Origin of the sequence: Streptomyces sp. NPDC016469 (assembly GCF_040632905.1) — a bacterium.
In the GTDB taxonomy this organism is placed as follows: domain Bacteria; phylum Actinomycetota; class Actinomycetes; order Streptomycetales; family Streptomycetaceae; genus Streptomyces.
In genome coordinates, this window is record NZ_JBEYCQ010000014.1 from 19,795 (window position 1) to 43,373 (window position 23,579).

The 23,579-nt window shown below is 69.0% G+C and carries 16 protein-coding genes; 11 read left to right on the forward strand and 5 right to left on the reverse strand.

Annotated elements, in window-relative coordinates; genetic code table 11:
* The 3 genes from ABZ565_RS17695 to ABZ565_RS17705 are packed head-to-tail and all read right to left on the reverse strand — an operon-like array spanning position 1 to position 3,050.
* Entirely contained in the window at positions 1–855 is an 855-nt protein-coding gene (locus ABZ565_RS17695; protein ID WP_361027057.1) for a carbohydrate ABC transporter permease, read from the reverse strand.
* A gap of 5 nt (positions 856–860) precedes the next feature.
* Positions 861–1,808, reverse strand: a complete 948-nt coding sequence (locus ABZ565_RS17700) for a sugar ABC transporter permease (RefSeq protein ID WP_361027060.1) — start codon at positions 1,806–1,808, stop codon at positions 861–863.
* A 12-nt stretch (positions 1,809–1,820) separates the two neighbouring features.
* Positions 1,821–3,050, reverse strand: a complete 1,230-nt coding sequence (locus ABZ565_RS17705; protein ID WP_361027063.1) for a sugar ABC transporter substrate-binding protein — start codon at positions 3,048–3,050, stop codon at positions 1,821–1,823.
* A gap of 268 nt (positions 3,051–3,318) precedes the next feature.
* Between ABZ565_RS17705 and yicI the strand changes: the two genes are divergently transcribed.
* Positions 3,319–5,571, forward strand: coding sequence for an alpha-xylosidase (yicI, locus tag ABZ565_RS17710; RefSeq protein ID WP_361027066.1), 2,253 nt, complete (start codon positions 3,319–3,321; stop codon positions 5,569–5,571).
* On the opposite strand, the gene ABZ565_RS17715 is transcribed toward yicI, so the two are convergent.
* On the reverse strand, positions 5,540–6,712 hold the full coding sequence (locus ABZ565_RS17715) for an alpha/beta hydrolase (protein WP_361027069.1): 1,173 nt from the start codon (positions 6,710–6,712) through the stop codon (positions 5,540–5,542). The two genes, yicI and ABZ565_RS17715, sit on opposite strands and share 32 nt — an antisense overlap.
* A gap of 161 nt (positions 6,713–6,873) precedes the next feature.
* Between ABZ565_RS17715 and ABZ565_RS17720 the strand changes: the two genes are divergently transcribed.
* On the forward strand, positions 6,874–7,743 hold the full coding sequence (locus ABZ565_RS17720) for a LysR family transcriptional regulator (protein WP_361027502.1): 870 nt from the start codon (positions 6,874–6,876) through the stop codon (positions 7,741–7,743).
* 131 nt (positions 7,744–7,874) lie between these two features.
* A complete protein-coding gene (locus ABZ565_RS17725) occupies positions 7,875–8,519 on the forward strand; it encodes a histidine phosphatase family protein (RefSeq protein WP_361027072.1) in 645 nt (214 codons plus the stop codon).
* Between the two features lie 60 nt (positions 8,520–8,579).
* On the opposite strand, the gene ABZ565_RS17730 is transcribed toward ABZ565_RS17725, so the two are convergent.
* Positions 8,580–12,155 (reverse strand): GH92 family glycosyl hydrolase, encoded by a 3,576-nt coding sequence (locus ABZ565_RS17730; RefSeq protein ID WP_361027075.1) that lies wholly within the window; start codon positions 12,153–12,155, stop codon positions 8,580–8,582.
* Between the two features lie 778 nt (positions 12,156–12,933).
* Between ABZ565_RS17730 and ngcE the strand changes: the two genes are divergently transcribed.
* The 8 genes from ngcE to dxs all read left to right on the forward strand — a co-directional run bounded on the left by ngcE (position 12,934) and on the right by dxs (position 23,468).
* Positions 12,934–14,379, forward strand: a complete 1,446-nt coding sequence (gene ngcE, locus ABZ565_RS17735; protein WP_361027077.1) for an N-acetylglucosamine/diacetylchitobiose ABC transporter substrate-binding protein — start codon at positions 12,934–12,936, stop codon at positions 14,377–14,379.
* A 50-nt stretch (positions 14,380–14,429) separates the two neighbouring features.
* Complete coding sequence (locus tag ABZ565_RS17740) at positions 14,430–15,353, forward strand: sugar ABC transporter permease (RefSeq protein WP_361027080.1); 924 nt, start codon at positions 14,430–14,432, stop codon at positions 15,351–15,353.
* 94 nt (positions 15,354–15,447) lie between these two features.
* Positions 15,448–16,368, forward strand: coding sequence for a carbohydrate ABC transporter permease (locus ABZ565_RS17745; protein ID WP_361027083.1), 921 nt, complete (start codon positions 15,448–15,450; stop codon positions 16,366–16,368).
* Between the two features lie 222 nt (positions 16,369–16,590).
* Positions 16,591–17,790, forward strand: coding sequence for an ROK family transcriptional regulator (locus ABZ565_RS17750; RefSeq protein ID WP_164399655.1), 1,200 nt, complete (start codon positions 16,591–16,593; stop codon positions 17,788–17,790).
* A 123-nt stretch (positions 17,791–17,913) separates the two neighbouring features.
* Entirely contained in the window at positions 17,914–18,981 is a 1,068-nt protein-coding gene (locus tag ABZ565_RS17755; protein ID WP_361027086.1) for a substrate-binding domain-containing protein, read from the forward strand.
* Between the two features lie 236 nt (positions 18,982–19,217).
* Positions 19,218–20,006, forward strand: a complete 789-nt coding sequence (locus ABZ565_RS17760) for an ATP-binding cassette domain-containing protein (RefSeq protein ID WP_361027089.1) — start codon at positions 19,218–19,220, stop codon at positions 20,004–20,006.
* Positions 20,003–21,301, forward strand: a complete 1,299-nt coding sequence (locus tag ABZ565_RS17765; protein ID WP_361027092.1) for a sugar ABC transporter permease — start codon at positions 20,003–20,005, stop codon at positions 21,299–21,301. Before ABZ565_RS17760 ends, ABZ565_RS17765 begins: the two co-directional genes overlap by 4 nt.
* A gap of 247 nt (positions 21,302–21,548) precedes the next feature.
* Positions 21,549–23,468, forward strand: a complete 1,920-nt coding sequence (dxs, locus tag ABZ565_RS17770) for a 1-deoxy-D-xylulose-5-phosphate synthase (protein WP_361027505.1) — start codon at positions 21,549–21,551, stop codon at positions 23,466–23,468.
* Positions 23,469–23,579: the final 111 nt, after the last annotated feature.

Consider the following 23,579-nt stretch of genomic DNA (forward strand, 5'->3'; position numbering starts at 1 on the left):
CTACTTGACCGAGCCACCGGTGATTCCGGCGGCGATGTACTTCTGCGACAGGACGAGTAGCACAGCCGCGGGCACCGCGGACAGCACGGAAGCGGCCATCACCGAGCCCCAGTCACCGACGTGGGCGCCGATGTACTGGTAGATCCCCAGCGTGATCGGCTTCACGTCGTCCGTGGTGTTCAGTGTCAGCGCGAACATGAAGTCGCTCCACGCGTAGAGGAACGAGAACAGCCCGGCCGTGATCAGCGAGTTGCGGCTCATCGGCAGCACGACCTGCACGAACGTCCGGAACCGTCCGGCCCCGTCGACCTCGGCGGCCTCGATGACCTCGCGCGGGATCGCCACCATGAACGACCGCATCAGCACGATCGCGAAGGGGATGCCGAGCGAGGCGTCGGCCAGCATCAGACCGGCGTACGAGTTGACCAGGCCGAGGTCCACGTACGCGCTGTACAGGGCGTTGGCGATGACGATGCCCGGCACCATCTGGGTGATCAGCGTGCCGAAGACGATCGTACGGGTGCCGCGCAGCTTGAACTGCGCCAGCCCGTAGGCGGCGGGCGCCGAGATCGCCAGGCAGATGACGACCGCGCCGAGCGCCACCGCGAGCGAGGTCAGCAGATTGCCGCCCTGGTCGGTGAGCGCCGAGCGGAAGCCCGACAGGTCCAGGCCGTGCGGGACGGGGTCGACCTCCAGCAGCCCGGACTCGGGCTGGAGCGCGGTGTTCACCATCCAGTACAGCGGGAACAGCATCACGCACAGCACCAGGACACCGAAGACCATGGCGCCCCAGCGCCGCTTCGGCCGGCCGTTGGTCCGCGTGGGCGCGGCGGGGGTACGCACGGTGTTCGCCATGCCGGTCACTTCCCCTCGTTGCGGTTGGCCCGCAGGTAGAACACCGCGAAGACGGCGGAGATCAGGATCAGGATGTTGCCGACCACGGCACCGGCTCCGAAGTCCAGCTGGACGAAGGAGTTCTGGTACGTGAGGGTGCCGAGGGTCTGCGTGGAGTCCGCGGGACCGCCGTCGGTGAGCGCCAGGATCAGATCGAGGATCTTGACCGTCGACATGAAGCCGAGCACCAGGACGACGGTGATCACCGGCCGCAGCATCGGCAGCGTGATCGAGCGGAACGTCCGCCAGGCGGAGGCGCCGTCCAGCGAGGCGGCCTCGTACAGCTCCTTGGGGACCTCCTGGATGCCGCCGTAGAGGATCACCATGTTGAACGGAATGCCGATCCAGATGTTCACCAGGATCACCGAGATCAGCGCCATGCTCGTGCTGGTCAGCCACGGGGTGTCGCCGCCGAGGCCGAGGGTGCCGAGGAACGAGTTGAGGACACCGGTGTCCTGGTCGAGGATGCGCCGCCAGACGACGCCCGAGACGACCATCGGCACCAGCCACGGCAGCAGGATGAGCGACCGCAGCACGCCGTTCAGGGGGAAGCGCCGGTTGAAGAAGACGGCGAGGCCGAGGCCGATGCAGAACTGTCCGATCAGCGAGCCGATCGTGAACAGGATCGTGTGCCACAGCGCCTTGCCGAAGAGCTCGTCGTTGAAGACCTTGCTCCAGTTGTCCGTCCCGTTGAACGGGGACTTGCCCGTGAAGAACGTGGACGGCGAGTAGTCCTGGAAGCTCATCACGATGTTGCGGACGAGCGGGTAGCCGAAGAACAGCGCCATGAAGATCACGGCGGGGGCGATGAAGCCCCACTGGGCGAGCCGCCTGCGGCGCCGGATGCGGGCGGGGTTCGGCGGCTTCGCGGTCTTCTCGGTCGCGAGCGCCGGGGCAGCGGTGGTGGTCGACATGGTTCGGATACCTCAGTTCCCGCTCGTCGCGCGCTTCTGGGCGCGGGTGAGGGCGGCCTCGCTCGACTCGCCGGTCAGGGCGGACTGGAACGCGCTCTGCAGCGCGAGGGAGACGGACGACCACCGGGCGCCGAGCTTGGCGGTACGCGAACGGGCCGTGGCGACCTGGTCGGCCAGGGCGTCCAGCTCGGGCACCTTCTTGCGCCACTCGGCGGCGGCCTTCTCGTTGGCCGGGACCATCCAGCTGTTCAGCGCGTAGGTGATCTGCTCCTGCTCGCCGGACATGCAGCCGATGATCTTCGCGGACATCTTCTCCCGCTTCTCGTCACCGGTGTTGGGCACGGTCAGCACACCACCGCCCAGCGGGCCCACCGAGTCGTCGCCGGCCTTCGGGACCGGGATCTCGGCGATGCCCCAGTGCAGCCCGTTCTTGGAGTTCAGGGTCTCCACCTGCCAGGGGCCGTTGATCATCATGGCCGCGTTGCCCGCCATGAACTGGTCGTTCACGTCGGCCTGGGTCCAGTTGACCGTCGACTTGGACAGGGAGCCGTCCTTGAGGAGGCTCTTCCAGTAGTCCAGGGCCCCGGCCACCTCGGGGCTGTCGAGCTTGGTCTCGTCGCCGCCGTTGGACCACATGAAGGGGGTGAACTGGAAGACGCCGTCCTCCGCGCCTCCCGCGCTGAGCGCCAGCCCGTACCGCTTGCCCTGGGTGAGCTCCTTCGCGGTCTCGCGCATCTCGGCCCAGGTGGTGGGGACCTTCAGGCCGGCCTTGTCGAGGGTGTCCTTGTTGTAGAAGAGCGCCAGCGTGTTCACCGTGCGGGCGGCCCCGTAGTACGTCCCCTCGTACGAGCCGAAGTTCACGATCCCCTCGGGGATGTCCCGCGTGGTGAGGCCCAGGTCCTTCAGCGGGATCAGCCCGCCCGCCTCGGCGAACGTCGGCATCTCGGAGGCGTCCAGCTGGAGCACGTCGGGCAGCGACTTCGAGGACGCCATCCGCAGTGCCTTGGTCATCACCTGTGCGGCGGGGACGCTCTGCTGCTCGATGGTCACCCCCAGCTGCTTGCTGCACCGGGCCAGCGTCTGGGCGTCCCAGCGGTGGTACGACTCGTCGGTCGAGGAGTTCAGGACGGTGTAGACGTCCGGGTCCCGCTGCTGGCCGCAGCCCGACAGGACCGCACCGCCGATCAGCGCGGAGACGACGGTGAGCGGGACGGCGACCCGTGGGGTGAAGCGGTTCGACATTCAGGTGCCTCTTGTCGGCAAGGGCCCGGACGGCTGCGCTGCCGTCCGACCGATTTGTTTGCTGCCAGTACTAATACGGCATGTGGCCGTCCGTTTCTAGACCGTCCTGGTGACGCGCAGGTCACACAGGGGAAACGTGGCCGCTCGCAGGGGGTGTCCGAGCCCTTGGTCCGGTGGATTCAGCGGCTTCGGCGGGTGAATCGAAGCGCTTCGAAAAAGATTTGTTTTGTGTACGATCAAAATCAGGACCCACAGGAACGGACCCCCCATGAAGTTCACCGACGGCTTCTGGCAGATGCGAGACGGTGTCCACGCCTCGTACGCCACCGAACTCCGCGACCTCCGCCTCGATCCCGACCGCCTCACCGCCTACGCGGCGGTCCAGCGCGTGACCCGGCGCGGGGACACCCTGAACGCCCCGCTGATCACCGTGGAGGCGTACGCCCCCGCCGAAGGCGTCATCGGGGTCCGCGTCACCCATCTGGCGGGCAAGCGTCACCCGGGCCCCGACTTCGCCCTCCCCGGCGCCACCGGTGACCCCTCCGCCACCACCCGCGAGGACGCCGGGGCCGCCGAGCTGACCAGCGGGCCGCTCACCCTCCGGCTCCCCGCCGGCGGCGGCTTCGGCCTGGAGTTCCGGGACGCGGACGGGCGCCTCCTGACCGCCGCCGGGCGCAAGGGGACCGCCTTCGCCACGACCGGCGACGGCGCCCACCACATGTTCGCCCAGCTCGCGCTGGGCGTCGGCGAGACGGTCCACGGGCTCGGCGAGCGGTTCACCCCGTACGTCAAGAACGGCCAGGTGGTCGACATGTGGCAGGCGGACGGGGGGACCAGCAGCGAGCAGGCGTACAAGAACGTCCCGTTCTACCTCTCCTCGCGCGGCTACGGCGTCTTCGTCAACCACCCCGGGAAGGTCTCCTTCGAGGTCGGTTCCGAGGCGGTCGGCCAGGTGCAGTTCAGCGTCGAGGACCAGACGCTGGAGTACTTCGTCGTCGCCGGACCCACCCCCAAGGAGGTGCTGGCCCGCTACACCGCGCTGACCGGCCGCCCGGCCCTGCCCCCGGCCTGGTCCTTCGGCCTCTGGCTGACCACCTCGTTCACCACCGCGTACGACGAGGCGACCGTCACCTCGTTCGTGGACGGCATGGCCGAGCGGGGCATCCCGCTCTCCGTGTTCCACTTCGACTGCTTCTGGATGCGCGAGTACCAGTGGTGCGACTTCGAGTGGGACCCGGCCGTCTTCCCCGACCCGGAGGGCATGCTCGCCCGGCTCAAGGACAAGGGCCTGCGGATCTGCCTCTGGATCAACCCGTACATCGCGCAGAAGAGCCCCCTGTACGCGGAGGGCGCGGCCAAGGGCTACTTCGTGCGGACCCGCGAGGGCGACGTCTGGCAGTGGGACAAGTGGCAGGCCGGCATGGCGCTGGTGGACTTCACCAACCCGGAGGCCACCGCCTGGTTCCAGGGCAAGCTGCGCACCCTCCTCGGCCAGGGCGTCGACGGCTTCAAGACGGACTTCGGCGAGCGCATCCCCACCGACGTGGTCTGGCACGACGGCTCCGACCCGGAGCGCATGCACAACTACTACACGCACCTGTACAACAAGGCCGTCTTCGAGCTCCTGGAGAAGGAGCGCGGCCAGGGCGATGCCGTCCTCTTCGCCCGCTCCGCCACGGCCGGCGGCCAGCAGTTCCCCGTGCACTGGGGCGGCGACTGCTGGTCCTCCTTCGAGGCGATGGCGGAGTCCCTGCGCGGCGGCCTCTCACTGAGCCTGTCCGGCTTCGGCTTCTGGAGCCATGACATCGGCGGCTTCGAGGGCACCCCGGACCCGGCGGTCTTCAAGCGCTGGCTCGCCTTCGGCCTGCTCTCCTCGCACAGCCGGCTGCACGGCTCCTCGTCGTACCGCGTGCCGTGGGAGTTCGGCGACGAGGCGGTCGAGGTCGCCCGGCGCTTCACGGAGCTGAAGCACCGGCTGATGCCCTACCTGTACGGCGCCGCCGTCGAGGCCCACCGCACCGGCGTCCCCGTCATGCGCCCGATGCTCCTGGAGTTCCCGGACGACCCGGCCGCCCGCACGGCGGACCGGCAGTACATGCTCGGCCCGGACCTCCTGGTGGCCCCGGTCTTCAGCGAGGACGGCGAGGTGGAGTACTACGTCCCCGAGGGCACCTGGACCCATCTGCTCACCGGCGAGACCGTCACCGGCCCGGCCTGGCACCGGGACACCTACGGCTTCGACAGCCTCCCGCTGCTGGTCCGCCCCGGCGCGGTCCTCCCGCTCGGCGCGGACACCTCCCGGCCGGACGGCGACTGGACGGACGGGCTCCAGCTGCGCGTGTACGCCCCCGAGGGCACCGGCGACCTCCACCGCACGGTGACCGTCCCCGGTCTCACGGGCGAGCCCGCCGCCACGTACGAGGTGGTCCGCGAGGGCGGCGCGCTCAGGGTCACGGCGGACACGAACCGGCCGCACGAGGCCGTGGTCGTCACGCCCGGGGCGAGCGCTCCCGCGATCTGACCCAGGAGGTGAACGCCTCGACCGCGTCCACCACCGCGTCGAAGCGGAGCGAGTGGTACAGGTCGAAGGCGTGGTGCCCGCCGCGCAGCTCGGCGTAGACGACCGGGCTCTCGGACGCGTCGCGCAGCCCCTCGGCCACCTCGCGGATGCCGGCGACCGGCACCAGCGGGTCCAGATCGCCGTGGACGATCAGCATGGGCGGCGCGTCCGGCCGGGCATGGCCCAGCGGGGACGACTCGGGGCCCTGGTTCCAGTACGCGCCCAGGAAGCCGTTCAGCACGACGACCCCGCTGACCGAGGTGTCGGCGCCCTCGAAGCCCGGCTGGAACGCGGGGTCGTCCGAGGTCAGCGCGGCGATGGAGCCCATGTGGCCGCCCGCCGAACTGCCCGCCACGAACAGGCTCGACGGGTCGGCCCCGTACTCCTGGGCGTGCTCCCGCGCCCAGGCGATCACCCGCTTCAGGTCGATCATGTGCTCGGGGTGCCGGACCTGCGGCTTCAGCCGGTAGTTGGCGCTGATGGTGACCCAGCCCCGGCTCGCCAGCCGGTACAGGAGCGGCAGCGACTGGCTGTTCTTGTGGCCGCCGGTGTAGCCGCCGCCGTGCATGTGGATCAGCACGGGCGCACCCTGCGGGCGGGCACGGTGGTGGTACACGTCGAGCAGATTGCGGCGCCCCGCGTCCCCGTACGACAGGTTGGCCACGCGTCGCACGTCCCGGCGCCGCTTGAGGACAGGCACGAACAGGACGCGCAGCCACGGGGGCCGGAGCCGCAGCCCCTCGGCGAGGTCCGCGTCGATGGAGGCCCGCCAGCCCTTGCCCAGCCCCTCGGTCAGCGCGCGCTCGATCCGGTCCCGGTCGCCCCACGCGCGGTGGACGACCACGGCGAGCCCGAGCGAGGTCACGGCGGCGAGCGCGACGATCCCCCAGGCGCCCGGCGAGTCCATGACGTCGTCCTGGGCGAAGGCCATCGTTGTAGGGACGAGCAGCATCCAGAAGAAGGCGGCGAATGGCAGCTCGTTGGCGGCCAGTCCGAAGATGTAGCTGGGGCGGCCCAGCGGGTGCTCGAACGGCACCGGTCTCAGCGCACACCACGTGCCGATCGCGACGATGAGCACGGGGACCAGATATCCGACGGGCATGGCACCTCCTGGAACGGCAGCCGGGCGGTGCCTACTCGCGCGCGCCCCCGGTCGAGGGCGGCGCCCACCAGTCTTCCCCGACGCCCGCGAGGCATCAACGACGAGGCTGGTAACGTCATTTGACTCTGGACTAAAGAATCCGGGGGGGGCCGGGCGTGGAGATGCGGGAGATCGAGATATTCCTGACGCTCGCGGAGGAGCTGCACTTCAGCCGCACCGCCGAGCGGCTGGGCGTCAGCCCGGGCCGGGTGAGCCAGCTGGTCAAGAAGCAGGAACGCCTCATCGGCGGCCCCCTCTTCGACCGCACCACCCGCACCGTGCGCCTCTCACCCCTGGGGGAGCAGCTGTACGAGGCGCTGAAGCGCGGCCACGAGCAGATCACCCAGGGCATCGAGGCCGCCAAGGCCACCGCCCGGGGCACCAGGGGCACCCTGACCCTCGGCACCATGGGCCCGTACGCCCTCCAGATCAAGGACACGCTCGACCGCTTCCAGGCCCGCCACCCCGACGCCCGCGTCCGGTACCGCGAGATCCAGCCCGCCTCACCGCTCGACCTGCTCCTCGCGGGCGACGTGGACATGGCATACGTATGGCTGCCGGCCGACAGGCCCGGGCTGAGCGTCCTGCCGACCGCGCACACCTCCGCGCTGCTCCTGATGGTCTCCGCCGGCCATCCCTTTGCGGAACGGGAGTCCGTCTGCCTGGAGGACTTCGGCGACTGCGCCGTGGTCCAGGGCGGATCGATCTCCTCCGCCATGGAGGAGGTCCTCAATCCCCGGCAGACCCCCTCCGGCCGTCCCGTCCGCCGGGGCCCCCGGGTCACCACCTGGCAGGAGGCGCTCAGCGTCGTCGCCTCGGGCCAGGCCACCGCCGCCGTACCGGCCGAGACGTCGGACTTCTACGCGTGGCCGAGCCTGGCCTTCGTCCCCATCCGCGACGCGCCGCCCTGCCGGTGGGCCCTGGTCTGGCGGACCGCGGCGGAGTCACCGCTCATCCGGGCGTTCGCCGATGCGTCCCAGGACGCCTCCTAGGGCGTTTCGTCTCCTCACGGGCGCGCCCGCTCTCCCGCCCCCGGCCGGAATGCGATCGTGGACCGGCGGGTTAGCGCCTGTACGGAACGTGAACACGAGCGGTAACAGCACTGAGAGCGGATGGCCTTCACATGGGCGAGCTGATCCTGATCCGGCACGGCGAGACCGAGTGGTCCCGTAACGGGCGCCACACGAGCCACACCGATCTGCCCCTGACCCCCCTCGGCGAACGCCAGGCCCGCGCCCTGGCCCCCCTGCTCGCCGACCGGTCCGTCGCGCTCACCCTGGTCAGCCCCCTGGTCCGGGCCCGGCGCACCGCCGAACTCGCCGGGCTCGCCGCGCCCCGCATCACCCCGGAGCTGCGCGAGTGGGACTACGGCGCCTACGAGGGCGTCACCACGGACGAGATCCGCCGCACCCGGCCCGACTGGAACCTCTGGACCGACGGTGTCGGCGCCGGCCCCGCGGCCCACCCCGGCGAGACACCGGCGGAGGTCGGGGACCGGGCCGACCGGGTGCTGGCCGAGGTCGCGGAGGCGGCCGGGCGGGCCGGTGACGAGGACATCGTGCTCGTCGCCCACTCCCACTTCCTGCGCGTCCTGACCGCCCGCTACCTGGGCCTGACCCCGGCCGAGGGGACCCTCTTCCAGCTGGCCACCGGCGCGGTGTCCCGGCTGGGCCGGGAACACGGCAACCCGGTCATCACCGCGTGGAACGTCACGCTGCCGGAGAGCCTGTATCCGGCGGCGGTCCCGGAGACACCGGAACGGGGCTGAGAACGCGGACGGCCGGCAGCCCACGGGGAGCTGCCGGCCGTCCGCGTACGCGGGGTGGGGTCAGGCGATCAGTTCCACCTCCGCGAGCGACGCCTCACCGTCGAACACCAGCCGGTAGTGCGCGTAGGAGCCGGGGGACTTCACGGAGAAGGCCCGCGTCTGCTTGTCCCAGGCGAAGGACTGGCCGGACCGCTTGTCGACGTCCTTCCAGCTCTTGCCGTCCGACGAGCCCTGGAGCACCCAGCCGGCCGGCGCCGTCGCCCTGCCGGCCGAGGTCAGCGTGTACTGGGCGGCCTTCGTGGCGGACGGGACGGGCAGCTCGACCGTGGCGGCGGTGCCGGTGGTGGCCGAGGTGTTGTCGAACAGCGGGCCCTCGCCCTTCAGCACGTCCTTCCTCGGGGACGGCACCTGGTCGTCCTTGGTGATGGAGACCGGCGCGGCGTCCTTGCCGGTGCCCCAGGCGGACGGCTTCGGGCCCATGTCGAAGTCCAGCGTCCCGCCCCTGGCCAGCAGGTCGTGCGGCAGCGAGGTGGAGGTCCACTTCTTGCCGTTCACCTTCAGGCCCTGGACGTAGATGTTCTTCGCGCTGTTCCTCGGCGCCTTCACGACCAGCGTGCGGCCGTTCTCCAGGTGCACCGTCGCCTTGGTGAAGAGCGGCGAACCGATCGCGTACTCGCCACTGCCCATCACCAGCGGGTAGAAGCCGAGCGAGGAGAAGAGGAACCAGGCGGACTGCTCTCCGTTGTCCTCGTCGCCGTGGTAGCCCTGGCCGATCTCGCTGCCCGTGTACAGGCGGCCCAGGACCTCGCGGACCTTCTCCTGCGTCTTGTACGGCTGCGAGGCCGCGTCGTACATGTACGTGACGTGGTGGGCGACCTGGTTGCTGTGCCCGTACTGGCCCATCCGTACGTCACGGGCCTCCGTCATCTCGTGGATGACCCCGCCGTAGCTGCCCGCGAACTCTGGGGTGCCGGTCTCCGGGGTGGCGAAGTACGTGTCCAGCTTCTCGGCGAGGCCGTCCCGGCCGCCGTACAGGTTGGCCAGGCCCTTGCTGTCCTGCGGAGCGGTGAAGGCGTAGCCCCAGCCGTTGGTCTCCGTGTAGTCGTAGCCCCAGACGCGCGGGTCGTAGAGGCCGGACGGCAGCCGCCAGTCGCCCTTGGCGTCCTTGCCCTGGAAGAAGCCGGCCTTGTCGTCGAACAGCTCGACGTAGTCGCGGGCCCGGTTCATGAAGTACTCGGACTCGTCCTTGTAGCGCTGCTCGTGCGTCTTCTTGTAAAGCGCCTCGCCCATCTTCGCGATGCCGTAGTCGTTGACGTAACCCTCCATCGACCAGGACATGCCCTCATGGGTCGTGGTGTCGGCGTACCCGGTGAACGGGGACGTCACCATGCCCTTGCGGCCCACGCCCGAGGACGGCGGGACGACCGTCGCGTTCTTCACGGCCGCGTCGTACGCCGCCTTCGCGTCGAACTCCACGCCCTTGACGTACGCGTCGGCGAACGCCACGTCCGAGGAGGTGCCGGTCATCAGGTCCGCGTAGCCCGGCGAGGACCAGCGGGAGATCCAGCCGCCGTCCTTGTACTGCTGGACGAAGCCGTCCACCATCTCGCCGGCCTTCTTCGGCGTCAGCAGCGAGTACGCCGGCCAGGTCGTCCGGTAGGTGTCCCAGAAGCCGTTGTTGACGTACACCTTGCCGTCCACGATCTTCGCGCCGGTGTGCGTCGGGGTGTCCGAGCCGACCTGCGGGGAGAACGGGGAGGCGTACTTGTCCTTGCCGTCGACCCTCTCGGAGCCCGAGTTCGGGTAGAGGTAGAGCCGGTACAGGCTGGAGTACAGCGTGGTCAGCTGGTCGGCGGTGGCGCCCTCGACCTCCACCTTGCCCAGCAGGTCGTCCCAGGCGTCCTGCGCCTTGTCCTCGACCCGGCCGAAGGAGCGCGAGGCGGGGATCTCGGCGGCCAGGTTCTTCTTCGCCTGGTCGATGCTGATCAGCGAGGTCGCCAGGCGCAGGTTCACCGTGCGGTCCTTGCCCGCGTCGAACCGCAGATAGCCGGAGACATCGTCATCACTGCCACCGCCGCCGCCCGAGAGCTTGCCGCTCGCGGTGACCGGCGCGTCGAAGACGCCGTACACGAACAGCCGCGTCGCCCCGGTCGAGCCGCCGCTCTTCACGTCCGAGAAGCCGGTGAACGAGCTGGTCGCCGGGTCCAGGGTGAGCCCGCCGTCGTTGGAGACGTTGTCGAAGACGATGCTCGCGTCCTCGCCCGGGTACGTGAACCGCATCCGCGCCGCGTGGTCGGTGGGCGTCATCTCGGCCTTGAGGCCGTTCTCGAACGTCACCCCGTAGTAGTGCGGCCGCGCGGTCTCGTTCTCGTGCTTGAACGGCAGCGCGCGGGCCGTGCGGGAGGCGTCCGGGGTGCCGGAGGCCGCCGACGGCATCAGCTGGAAGGTCTGCCGGTCGCCCATCCAGGGGCTCGGCTCGTGGCTCGCGGCGAACGCCTGCAGGGTGGGCAGGTTGTCGTCGTTGTTGCCGCGCGCGTAGTCGTAGAGCCAGCTGGTCGAGCCGGCGTTGGTGACCGGCGTCCAGAAGTTGAACCCATTGGGGACGGCCGTCGCGGGGAAGTTGTTGCCGCGCGAGAAGGAGCCGCTGGAGTTGGTGCCCCGGATGGTCGACGCGTAGTCCGAGAGGTGCGCCTTGCGCTTCTCCGGCTTCGCGGGCGCGATCTTCAGGTCGTCGATCCAGCCCTGGAACTTGGCCGTGCCCTTGGGGGAGTCGTACGCGACCAGGATGCGGTCGACGGTCTTCCCCGCGGCGACCGTGCCGATACCGGCCTCGACCTTGTTCCACTGGTTGACGTAGAGCCGCTTGGCGTCCGCCTGGCCCTGCGGCGTCAGCAGCCCGCCGTTGGTGTCGGTGGCGTGCAGGTCGCTCAGGTAGGTGCCGTCCGTGAAGGCCAGGTCCACCGCGACGTGCGTGGCCGGGTAGGACAGGTCCGTCTCGCCCATCTGCGGGTAGACCAGGTAGGACAGCTCGGTGTCCCGGGTGACCCGGGTGTTCACGTCGAACACCTTGTTGTACGAGTACGCCCGGCCGTCCGCCTTGTGGGTGCCCGCGTACCGCAGCGCCTTCCTGCCCGTGAAGCCCGCGCCGGCCTTGGCGGTGGGGGAGCCGGAGGGGCCGTTGCTGATCTGCGTGCGCATGTCGGAGGGCGCGGGGGCGGAGGTGTCGCCGTCGGAGAACTGGACGTCGGCGAGCTGGGTGGCGTCGGTGGCGCCGTTGTTCCTGGTGATGTTCAGGCGGAAGTGCTGGTACGCCTTGTCCGCCTCGAAGTCGTACGACTTGGTCTGGAAGCGCTCGCTGAAGGTCTGGCCGGTCCGGGTGTCCAGGTCCGTCCAGGTCTTGCCGTCCTCGGAGCCCTGGAGCGTCCAGTCCTCGGGGTCGCGCTCGTCGTGGTCGTCGGCGGAGGTGAGCGCGTACGTCACGACCTTCACCGGCTCGCTGAGGTCGAACTCCAGCCAGGCGGTGGGCTCGAACGACAGCCACTTCGTACGGGATTCGCCGTCGACGAGGTTCTCCTTCACCTCCCCGCCGCCGGTGTTCTCGTCGCTGGCGCGGACGTCGGTGACCTTGTCGGTCACATTGCCCGGTATTCCGGAGGAGAATCCGCCATCGACACCCGATGACCGCTTCTTTCCGTCAGGGCCCTCTTCTACGGAATTGCGCCAGTCCGGCTGCTTTTCGTCTTCTTCGAAGGACGTGCTGAACGTCCGGTCGCCCGAGGGCTTTTGACCTCTCTGTCCTGACCCGGCCGATTGAGCGGCGGCCGCCGTGGGGGCTGTCACGACCAGGACCAAAGAGGCCGCGATCAGCGCTGCCGTGCTGCTTCGTCTCGTACGAGAACGGTGTCGGGGGTGCATGCCGAGCCATTCCTCCCGGGGAAGTGTGCGCTTGGACAACGTTGTCAGAGGATGCGCAGGAACAAGTAGGGAGTGAAGTGGCTCATGGTGTCAAGGGAGTTGGATCGCAACCCGTCGCAGAATCGACCGGAATGCGGAAATCGTTACATCCGAAGGAGGGTCCGGAGTGTCGAGGTATCCGCGAGGTCTCAACTCGGGAAAGACTGCCGTGCAACCTTGCTTTCGATCTTGCTCAGTTGGCGGCAAGTGGACTATACCTGTCGGCGTCCGTACAGCTGGTTCACCGGTTGTGCGGCTGGGGGACACGGGGGCAGGACAACGCGACGCCGCAGGTGTGTCGGCTGTTCGGTCCCCCGGCGCCCCCCACGGCAATCGTTAGCCTGAAATCTGTACCACCCAAGCGCAACTGACCGCGGTGGCGGGGCCCTTCGCTGAGGCGAATTACGACGGGGCGACCGGTACACACCGCCTGAGTCCTGGAGAAGGCGAGGACTTGAGCATGGGATCCACCTCCGCCCACAACAATGAGGGCCTTGGCCGTCGCGATGTGATCAAGCGTTCTGCCGCACTCGGTCTGATCACCGTTCCGACCATGAGCTTCCTGTCCGCCTGCGCGAGCGGCGACAGCGGTGGCGACGAGCCGGTCAAGAAGGGCAAGACCAGCGCCAAGAACCCGCTGGGTGTCAACGAGAGCGCCGCGCTCGACGTGGTCATCTTCAACGGCGGCTTCGGCGACCAGTACGCCAAGGACGCCGAGAAGAAGTACGGCGAGGCGTTCCCGAAGGCCAAGGTCAAGCACACCTCGACGCAGAAGATCCAGTCGCAGCTGCAGCCGCGCTTCAACGGCGGCACCCCGCCGGACCTGATCGACAACTCGGGCGCCGAGCAGATGGACATGGGTGTCCTCGTCGGCAAGAAGCAGCTGCTCGACCTGACCCCGCTGATGGACGCCCCGTCCTACGACGACCCGAACAAGAAGGTCCGCGACACCCTGCGTCCGGGCGTTCTGGAGATGGGCCAGTTCGACGGCGACCCGGTCTGGATCATGTACTACGCGTACACCGTGTACGGCGTCTGGTACTCGCAGACCAACCTGGAGAAGCTGGACGCGGAGTACCCCGAGACCTGGGACGACATGCTCGCCCTCTGCGCCAAGGCGAAGAAGCAGGGCATCGCGGGCTGGACGTACGCCGGCAAGTACCCGTACTACCTGCCGTTCTCGCTCTACCCGTTCATCGGCAAGATCGGCGGCCGCGAGGTCCTCGACAAGATCGACAACCTGGAGCCGAACGCGTGGAAGGACCCCGCCGTCAAGGCGGCCTTCGAGGCGTACTACGAGCTCTACCAGAAGGGGTACATCCTCAAGGGCACCCCCGGCCTGACCCACATCCAGTCCCAGACCGAGTGGACCAAGGGCAAGGCGCTCTTCATCCCCAACGGTTCGTGGGTGGAGAACGAGGCGGCGCCGACCACGCCCAAGGACTTCAAGATGATGGTCGCGGCCCCGTCGAGCCTGGACAAGTCGGACGCGATGCCCTTCGGCACCATCTGGGCGTCCGGCGGCGAGCCCTTCGTCGTCCCGGCCAAGGCGGCCAACCCGCAGGGCGGCATGGAGCAGCTGCGCATCATGCTCTCCGAGGAGTCCTCGAAGAACTTCACCAAGCAGGTGAAGTCGCTGAGCGCCTTCAACGGGGGCACCGACGGCCTGACCCTCTCCACGGCCATGCAGTCCGGCGTCGACGCGCTGAAGAAGGCCGGCGACAACGTGGTGAACCCGCGCATGCAGGACTGGTACGTCAAGCTCCAGAAGGAGCAGATCGGCACGGCCGGTCTCGGTGAGATGATGGCCGGCCGCCTGACCCCGGCCGAGGCCATCAAGAAGATCCAGGCCTACGCCGACGCGGCGGCCAAGGACCAGTCCATCAAGCACTACAAGCACCAGTGAGCAACCGTCACCAGCGGCGGCACCCGCGGAAAGATCGGGGTCGGTAAACGATGCAGCACGGCAAGTACCGGTTCATTGTGGGGTTCCTGGTAGTCCCCTTGGCCTTGTACGCGGTCTTCGTCATCTGGCCGTTCATCCAGGCCATCTACTATTCCTTCACCGACTGGACCGGACTGAGCCCGGACTTCAAGATGGTCGGCTTCGGCAACTATTCGCGGATGCTGAAGGACGACATCTTCTGGAAGTCCCTTCAGCACAGCGTGATTCTGGTGCTGGTGCTGCCGCTGGTGACGCTGGGCCTCGCGCTCTTCTTCGCCTTCATGCTCAACGTCGGAGGCCGCCGGCGGAAGAACGCCGCGGTCGCCGGCGTGCGCGGGTCGGGCTTCTACAAGATCGCCTATTTCTTCCCGCAGGTCCTGTCGATCGTCATCGTCGCCCTGCTGTTCCAGTTCGCGTACAACCCGCGTTCCGGCATGGTGAATTCGGCGCTGAAGGGGATCGGCCTGGACTCCGTCCAGCCGGACTGGCTGGGCGATCCGAATCTGGCGCTGATCTGCGTCATGGTGGTGCTGGTCTGGTCGACGGTCGGCTTCTTCGTCGTCCTCTTCTCGGCCGGAATGGCGTCCATTCCCAAGGACTTCTACGAGGCGGCCCTCCTGGACGGGGCCAGCCGCATCACGACGTTCTTCAGGATCACCGTCCCGCTGCTCTGGGACACCATCCAGTCGGGCTGGGTCTACATGGGCATCCTGGCCCTCGGTGTCGAGGCGTTCACGGCCGTCCAGGTCATGACCGTCGGCCCCGGCGGTCCCGACTACTCGACCTCGATCCTGCCGCTGTACGTCTACCAGACCGCCTTCCGCGACGGTCAGGCCGGATACGCGACGACGATCGGTGTCGGACTGCTCGTCGTCACCATGGCGTTCGCCGCCGTCGTGATGCGGCTGGGCCGGCGCGAGCGGCTGGAGTTCTGATGCCGCGCTCTCCGGGACGCGTTCCCCGGACCCCCAGCAGGCAAGACAGCCCGGCCGCGGCGGCCGGCTCGACAGTAGTACGAGGTGAGCACGCGTGAAGGCCACTGAAACCCCTCCCGCGGTCGCGGCGACGGATCCGGCCCCCGTGTCCAAGTCGTCCGCCCCGGCGGGCAAGGAGAAGAAGAGCAGCGAGGGGAAGACCCTCAACGTCTTCTCGCACGGCGTGCTGATCATCTGGGCGATCCTGGTGGTGCTGCCGCTGCTCTGGGCGATCATGTCGTCGTTCAAGGACGACGACTCGATCCTGTCGACGCCGTGGGCGCTGCCGGACAAGCTCCACTTCGAGAACTGGTCGCGCGCCTGGAGCCAGGCGCACATGAGCGACTACTTCTTCAACACGATCGTCGTCGTGGGCTGTTCGCTGATCGGCACGCTGCTGCTCGGCTCGATGGCGGCCTACGTGCTCGCCCGGTTCGACTTCCCGGGCAACCGCTTCATCTACTACATGTTCATCGGCGGGATGAGCTTCCCGATCATCCTGGCGCTGGTCCCGCTGTTCTTCGTGATGAACAACATGGGGATGCTGAACACGCGGCACGGACTGATCCTGGTCTACATCGCGTACTCGCTGCCCTTCACCGTCTTCTTCCTCACCTCCTTCTTCCGGACGCTGCCGGGGTCGGTGGCGGAAGCGGCGATGATCGACGGGGCCTCGCACACCCGGACGTTCTTCCAGGTCATGCTGCCGATGGCGAAGCCCGGCCTGATCAGCGTCGGCATCTTCAACTTCCTCGGCCAGTGGAACCAGTACATGCTGCCGACGGTGCTGAACACCGACCCGAAGTACCGGGTGCTCTCGCAGGGTCTGGTCGAACTGGCCAGCAGCCAGGGCTACAAGGGCGACTGGTCCGGACTCTTCGCCGGTCTGGTGATGGCGATGCTGCCGGTCCTCGCGGCCTACATCATCTTCCAGCGCCAGGTCGTGGCGGGGCTGACCGCGGGAGCGGTGAAGTGACGCCCCGTACAGCCTGAACGCACCTTACGAACGAAGCGAACCGCCCGCCGGCATCCCAGCCGGCGGGCGGTTCGTCTGTGTACGGGGGAGTTCGCCCGGGCCGCCGGGTGCAGGAGCCGTGCTCATCCGTGGCTCCGACTGCTCAAGGTCTTGACGGGGCCCGCCCGAAAACGGTCAGCTTAGAGTTCACATGTTGGAGAATAGGCAGGAGTGAGTGAGTCGATGGAGACTCCGGGGTCGCAGACGTCTCTGCATCGCGCCAACCTTGAGCGGGTCGTGCGCGCCGTACGCATGGCTGGTTCGCTCACCCAGGCGGAGATCGCCAGGAGCACGGGCCTCTCCGCGGCCACCGTCTCCAATATCGTTCGCGAACTGAAGGACAGCGGCACGGTCGAGGTGACCCCCACCTCGGCGGGCGGCCGCCGGGCCCGCAGCGTCTCGCTCAGCGGGGACGCGGGCATCGTGATCGGCGTCGACTTCGGCCACACCCACCTGCGCGTGGCCGTCGGCAACCTGGCCCACCAGGTGCTCGCCGAGGAGTCCGAGCCGCTGGACGTCGACGCCTCCTCCGCCGAGGGCTTCGGGCGGGCGGAACAGCTGGTCAACCGGCTGATCGAGACCACCGGGATCAGCCCCGGCAAGGTCATCGGGGTGGGACTCGGTGTACCCGGCCCGATCGACGTGGAGTCCGGCACCCTGGGCTCCACGTCGATCCTGCCGGGGTGGACGGGCATCAACCCCAGCGAGGAGCTGTCCTCGCGCCTCGGCGTGCCGGTGTACGTGGACAACGACGCCAACCTCGGGGCCCTCGGCGAGCTGGTGTGGGGGAGCGGCCGGGGGGTCAGGGACCTCGCGTACATCAAGGTCGCGAGCGGTGTCGGCGCCGGTCTGGTGATCGACGGGCACATCTACCGGGGCCCCGGCGGGACGGCCGGCGAGATCGGCCACATCACCCTGGACGAATCGGGCCCGGTCTGCCGTTGCGGCAACCGCGGCTGCCTGGAGACCTTCACGGCCGCGCGCTACGTCCTGCCCCTGCTCCAGCCCAGCCACGGCCCGGATCTCACCATGGAGCGGGTGGTCCAGCTGGCCCGCGAGGGCGATCCGGGGTGCCGGCGGGTGATCGGTGACGTCGGGCGCCACATCGGCAGCGGGGTGGCCAACCTCTGCAACCTGCTGAACCCGAGCCGCGTGGTGCTGGGCGGCTCGCTGGCGGAGGCCGGGGAGCTGGTCCTGGGGCCCATCAGGGACTCCGTCTCGCGTTACGCCATCCCCAGTGCGGCCCGGCAGCTGTCCGTGCTTCCGGGGGCCCTGGGGGGCCGGGCGGAGGTGCTGGGCGCGCTGGCGCTCGTCCTGAGCGAGATGGGGGATTCAACCCTTTTGGAGAGCACCCTCCCTGCGGCCACTCCTGCCTTCACTTAGATAACGAATGGCACCGTTGTCATCTCGTTAAGGATTTACTCCTTGACGTCGCCCTTGCGGCCGAGTTGACTTCCAGCCACCTCGGCCGCGACGTTGCGGCCTCGTCAGGGAGGCACACCCCCAATGAACGCAATGACGCGACGCATCGTCATAGGCACGGCCGCCGTTTCGATGGCCGTCTCCCTCGCCGCTTGCGGCAAGGCCGGCGACGACAAGAAGGACTCGGCGGACTCGGGCAGCAAGACCAAGATCGGTCTGCTGCTCCCGGAGAACAAGACCGCCCGCTACGAGACGCTGGACAAGCCGCTGTTCATCGACGCGGTCAAGAAGGACTGCGCCGACTGCGAGGTCGTCTACAACAACGCCGGTGGTGACGTCGGCCAGCAGAAGCAGCAGTTCGAGCAGCAGATCGCCGACGGCATCAAGGTCATCGCGATCTCCTCGGTCGACGCCGAGAAGTCCGCCGCGTGGGTCGCCGCCGCCCACAAGAAGGGCGTCAAGGTCGTCGCGTACGACCGCGCCATCGCCGGTGCCGACGCCTACGTCAGCCACGACAACGAGAAGATCGGCCGGCTCCAGGGCCAGGCCGTCCTCGACGCCCTCGGCTCCAAGGCGGCCAAGGCCAACCTCGTCATGATCAACGGTGACGAGAAGGACCCGAACGCCGGTCTGTTCAAGAAGGGCGCCCACGCGTCCCTCGACGGCAAGATCAAGATCGCCTACGAGGCGTCCGGCGAGTGGGACCCGAAGATCGCCGGCGAGAAGATGACCGCCGCCATCTCCTCGGTCGGCAAGGGCAAGATCGACGCCGTCTACTCCGCCAACGACGGCATGGCGGGCGGCATCATCACCTCCCTGACCAACGCCGGCATCAAGGGCATCCCGGTGGGCGGCCAGGACGCCGAGCTCCCCGGCATCCAGCGGATCATCGCCGGTACGCAGACCTTCACGATCTACAAGTCGCCGAAGCAGCTGGCCCCCGAGGCCGCCAAGTTCGCCGTCAACCTGCTCCAGGGCAAGGACATCGGCGCCCAGGGCGAGACGGACGGCGTTCCGTCCACGCTGCTCGAGCCGACCGTGGTGAACAAGGACAACATCCAGTCCACCGTGATCAAGGACGGCATCTACAAGGCCGCCGACGTCTGCGTCAAGGACATCGCCGCCAAGTGCACCGCGCTGGGCATCAAGTAGTCCCTCCTCGCGCCGGGGCCGTCCGGCCCCGGCGCGCGCGGGTCCGGTCCGCCCCGTACGGCGGATTCCGCCCGCCCCCCTGACTGTCCGGCCCCGGCCGGCTCACACCCCGCTTCCGGCCGGGTGCCGGACACTCACCCACCCCCCCAGTGCTTCCCGTATGTCGACGCTGCCCTCGCGGCGCGGCGTCTCCGCCGGTCAGGCGGCACATCCCCGCCGGTCAGGCGGCGAAGGAGATGGTTCACGTGTCAGAGACGCCCGTGCTGGCGTTGCGTGGAGTCTTCAAGCGATTCGGAGCGGTCCAGGTCCTCTCCGGTGTCGATCTCGAAGTCCACGCCGGAGAAGTGGTCGCCCTCGTCGGCGACAACGGTGCCGGAAAGTCCACGCTGGTCAAGACGATCGCCGGCGTGCACCCCATCGATGAGGGCGTCATCGAGTGGGAGGGCGCGAAGGTGGACATCACCCGTCCGCACGACGCCCAGAACCTCGGCGTCGCCACCGTCTACCAGGACCTCGCGCTCTGCGACAACCTGGACGTCGTCGCCAACCTGTTCCTCGGGCGCGAGATCAAGAAGGGCGGCGTCCTCGACGAGGTCGCCATGGAGAAGCGGGCCCAGGACCTGCTGTCCACCCTCTCCATCCGCATCCCCAGCGTCCGCATCCCGGTCGCCGCGCTCTCCGGTGGCCAGCGCCAGGTCGTGGCCATCGCCCGCGCCCTGGTCGGCAACCCCAAGATCGTGATCCTGGACGAGCCCACCGCGGCCCTCGGCGTCGAGCAGACCGCACAGGTCCTCGACCTGGTGGAGCGGCTGCGCGAGCAGAACCTCGGCGTCATCCTCATCAGCCACAACATGGCCGATGTGAAGGCCGTGGCCGACAAGGTCGCCGTGCTGCGACTCGGCCACAACAACGGCGTCTTCCCCGTGGCGACGACCAGCCACGAAGAAATCATCGCCGCGATCACGGGCGCCACGGACAACGCCGTGACCCGCCGCAAGTCCCGCAGCGCGGAGGCATCCAAGTGAGCAACACCAACGAGACCTCGGCCAAGATCCCGGCCCAGGCCGAGACCACCGAGGCCCCCGCGCCGGCGGAAGGCGCGGTCCGTGTCGTCGACCCCCGACTGCTCGTCCGCGAGCAGGGCTTCAAGGGCTACTGGACCGAGTTCAAGCGCAAGGTGCGCTCGGGCGAGATCGGCTCGCTGCCCGTCGTGGTGGGCCTGATCATCATCGGCATCGTCTTCCAGGCCGAGACCGGCAACTTCCTCACCTCGTACAACCTCGACCAGATCACGCTGTACGCGGCGGGCCCGGGCATCATGGCCGTGGGCATCGTCTTCGTCCTGCTGCTCGGCGAGATCGACCTCGCGGTCGGCTCCGTCGCCGGTCTCGCGGGCGCGGTGTGGGCCGTCCTCGGCACGGACATGCCCGACGGCCTCGCCATCCTGCTCGGCATCCTCTCCGGCACGGTCATCGGCGCCTTCCACGGCATCGTCTTCGCCAAGATCGGCGTGCCCGCGTTCGTCGTGACCCTGGCGGGCTTCCTGGGCTGGGCCGGCATGCAGACCTGGGTGATGGGCGAGAAGTCCACCATCACCACCCCGCTCGGCAGCTTCGTCCGCGACCTGACCAGCTACTACTTCGAGGACATCGCGGCCGCCTACGGCCTCGCCGTGGTCGTGATCGCCGCCTTCTACCTCACGCAGCTGCGTGACGCGAGGCGCCGCAAGGCCGCGGAGCTGCCGCACCGCCCGCAGAGCGAGATCATCCTGCGCACCGCGCTGCTCGCCGTCCTGGCCCTCCTCGCCGCGTACGCGTTCAACCAGGAGCAGGGCCTCCCGCTCTCCCTGGTGATCTTCCTCGCGATCCTGGTCATCACCGACTTCGTGCTGCGCCGCACCACGTACGGCCGTCAGGTCTTCGCGGTCGGCGGTGGCGTCGAGGCCGCGCGCCGCGCCGGTATCAACGTGTCGTGGATCCGCATCTCGGTGTTCATGATCTCCGGCACGCTCGGTGCGGTCGGCGGTCTCTTCCTGGCCTCCGCGACCGGCGGCGCCGACCGTTCGCTCGGTGGCGGCAACCAGCTCATGATGTGCATCGCCGCCGCCGTCATCGGCGGTACGTCCCTGTTCGGCGGACGCGGCAAGGTCTGGTCCGCACTCCTGGGCATCCTGGTCATCCAGTCGATCGTCCAGGGCCTCAACCAGATGAACCTGTCGTCCAACGCGATCCAGTACATGATCACCGGTGCGGTCCTCCTCATCGCCGTGATCATCGACTCGGTCTCCCGCAAGACGCAGAAGACCGCGGGCCGCGGCTAGCCGCGACACGCGACACCGCAGGCCACGCGCCGCACGCACCACCCGCCGGAGCCCGGCGCCCCCGCGGGGGCGCCGGGCTCCGGCACGTACCGGCGGAGAAGGGGCAGCACGCCCCGACTCCCGCTTCGGGGGGAGGCCGTTAGACTCATCGGATCGGCATGCTCGACCAGCACAATCGCAAGGAGGCACGGTGACACAGCCGCGCGAAGCGCGTCACGCACGGGCGGTGGTGGGCGACGGATGGGATCTGCTGACCCGCATCGGCGGACCGCGTGACCTCGACCGGCTCACTTCCGAGCAGCTGGAGCAGCTCGCCGAAGAGATCCGGACGTTCCTGGTCGACGCGGTCTCGAAGACCGGCGGCCACCTCGGACCCAACCTCGGCGTGGTCGAGCTCACCATCGCCCTGCACCGGGTCTTCGACTCGCCGAAGGACAAGGTCCTCTTCGACACCGGCCACCAGAGCTACGTGCACAAGCTCCTCACCGGCCGCCAGGACTTCAGCAGGCTCAAGAGCAAGGGCGGCCTCTCCGGCTACCCCTCGCGCGCCGAGTCCGAGCACGACGTGATCGAGAACTCGCACGCCTCCACCGTCCTCGGCTGGGCCGACGGCCTCGCCAAGGCCAACGAGCTCCGCGGCAAGGACGACCACGTCGTCGCGGTCATCGGCGACGGCGCGCTCACCGGCGGCATGGCCTGGGAGGCGCTGAACAACATCGCCGCCGCCAAGGACCGCCCCCTCGTCATCGTCGTCAACGACAACGAGCGCTCCTACGCGCCCACCATCGGCGGCCTCGCCAACCACCTGGCCACCCTGCGCACCACCGACGGCTACGAGCGCTTCCTGGCCCGCGGCAAGGACCTCCTGGAGCGCACCCCCGTCGTCGGCAAGCCGCTCTACGAGACGCTGCACGGCGCGAAGAAGGGCCTGAAGGACTTCATCGCCCCGCAGGGCATGTTCGAGGACCTCGGCCTCAAGTACGTCGGCCCCATCGACGGCCACGACATCGAGGCCCTGGAGTCCGCCCTTCAGCGCGCCAAGCGCTTCGGCGGCCCGGTCATCGTGCACTGCCTCACCGAGAAGGGCCGCGGCTACACCCCCGCCCTCCAGGACGAGGCCGACCGCTTCCACGCCGTCGGCAAGATCCACCCCGACACGGGCCTCCCCGTCGCCACCTCCGGCCTCGACTGGACCTCGGTGTTCGGTGAGGAGATGGTCAAACTCGGCCACGAGCGCGAGGACATCGTCGCGATCACCGCGGCCATGCTCCAGCCGGTCGGCCTGACCGGCTTCGAGAAGGAGTTCCCGGACCGGATCTACGACGTCGGCATCGCCGAGCAGCACGGCGCGGTCTCCGCGGCCGGCCTCGCCACCGGCGGTCTCCACCCGGTCTTCGCGGTGTACGCCACCTTCCTCAACCGCGCCTTCGACCAGGTCCTGATGGACGTCGCCCTGCACAAGTGCGGGGTCACCTTCGTCCTGGACCGGGCCGGCATCACCGGTACGGACGGCGCCTCGCACAACGGCATGTGGGACATGTCGATCCTCCAGGTCGTGCCCGGCCTCCGGATCGCCGCCCCGCGTGACGCCGACCAGGTCCGCGCCCAGCTGCGCGAGGCCGTCGAGGTGGACGACGCGCCCACGGTCGTCCGCTTCTCCAAGGGCGCGGTCGGCCCCTCGGTCAAGGCCGTCGGCACGGTGGGCGGCATGGACGTGCTCCGCGAGCCCGGCGCCGCCCGGCCCGACGTGCTTCTCGTCTCCATCGGCGCGCTCGCCCCGATGTGCCTGGAGATCGCCGACCTGCTCGACGCCCAGGGCATCTCCACGACCGTCGTGGACCCCCGCTGGGTGAAGCCCGTGGACGAGGCCCTGGCCCCGCTCGCCGCGCGGCACCGTGTCGTCGTCACCGTCGAGGACAACAGCAGGGCCGGCGGCGTCGGCTCCGCGGTCTCCCAGGCGCTGCGCGACGCGGACGTCGACGTACCGCTGCGCGACTTCGGCATCCCGCCGGTCTTCCTCGACCACGCCTCCCGCAAGGAGGTCATGGCCGAGATCGGGCTGACCGCCCCGGACATCGCCCGCCAGGTCACCGGCCTGGTCGCCAAGCTGGACGGGCGCTACGAGCCGGCGGAGGACCGCACCGTCGCGGAGCGCGTCCGGGACTGAGGCGTACCCCGCTTCGGCCGAACGGGCCGGTGGGACCACCCGCAACGAGTGGTCCCACCGGCCCGTTCGCGTGAAATCCGGCCGTGGCAGGCGTGCCGCGAACGGGTGGTG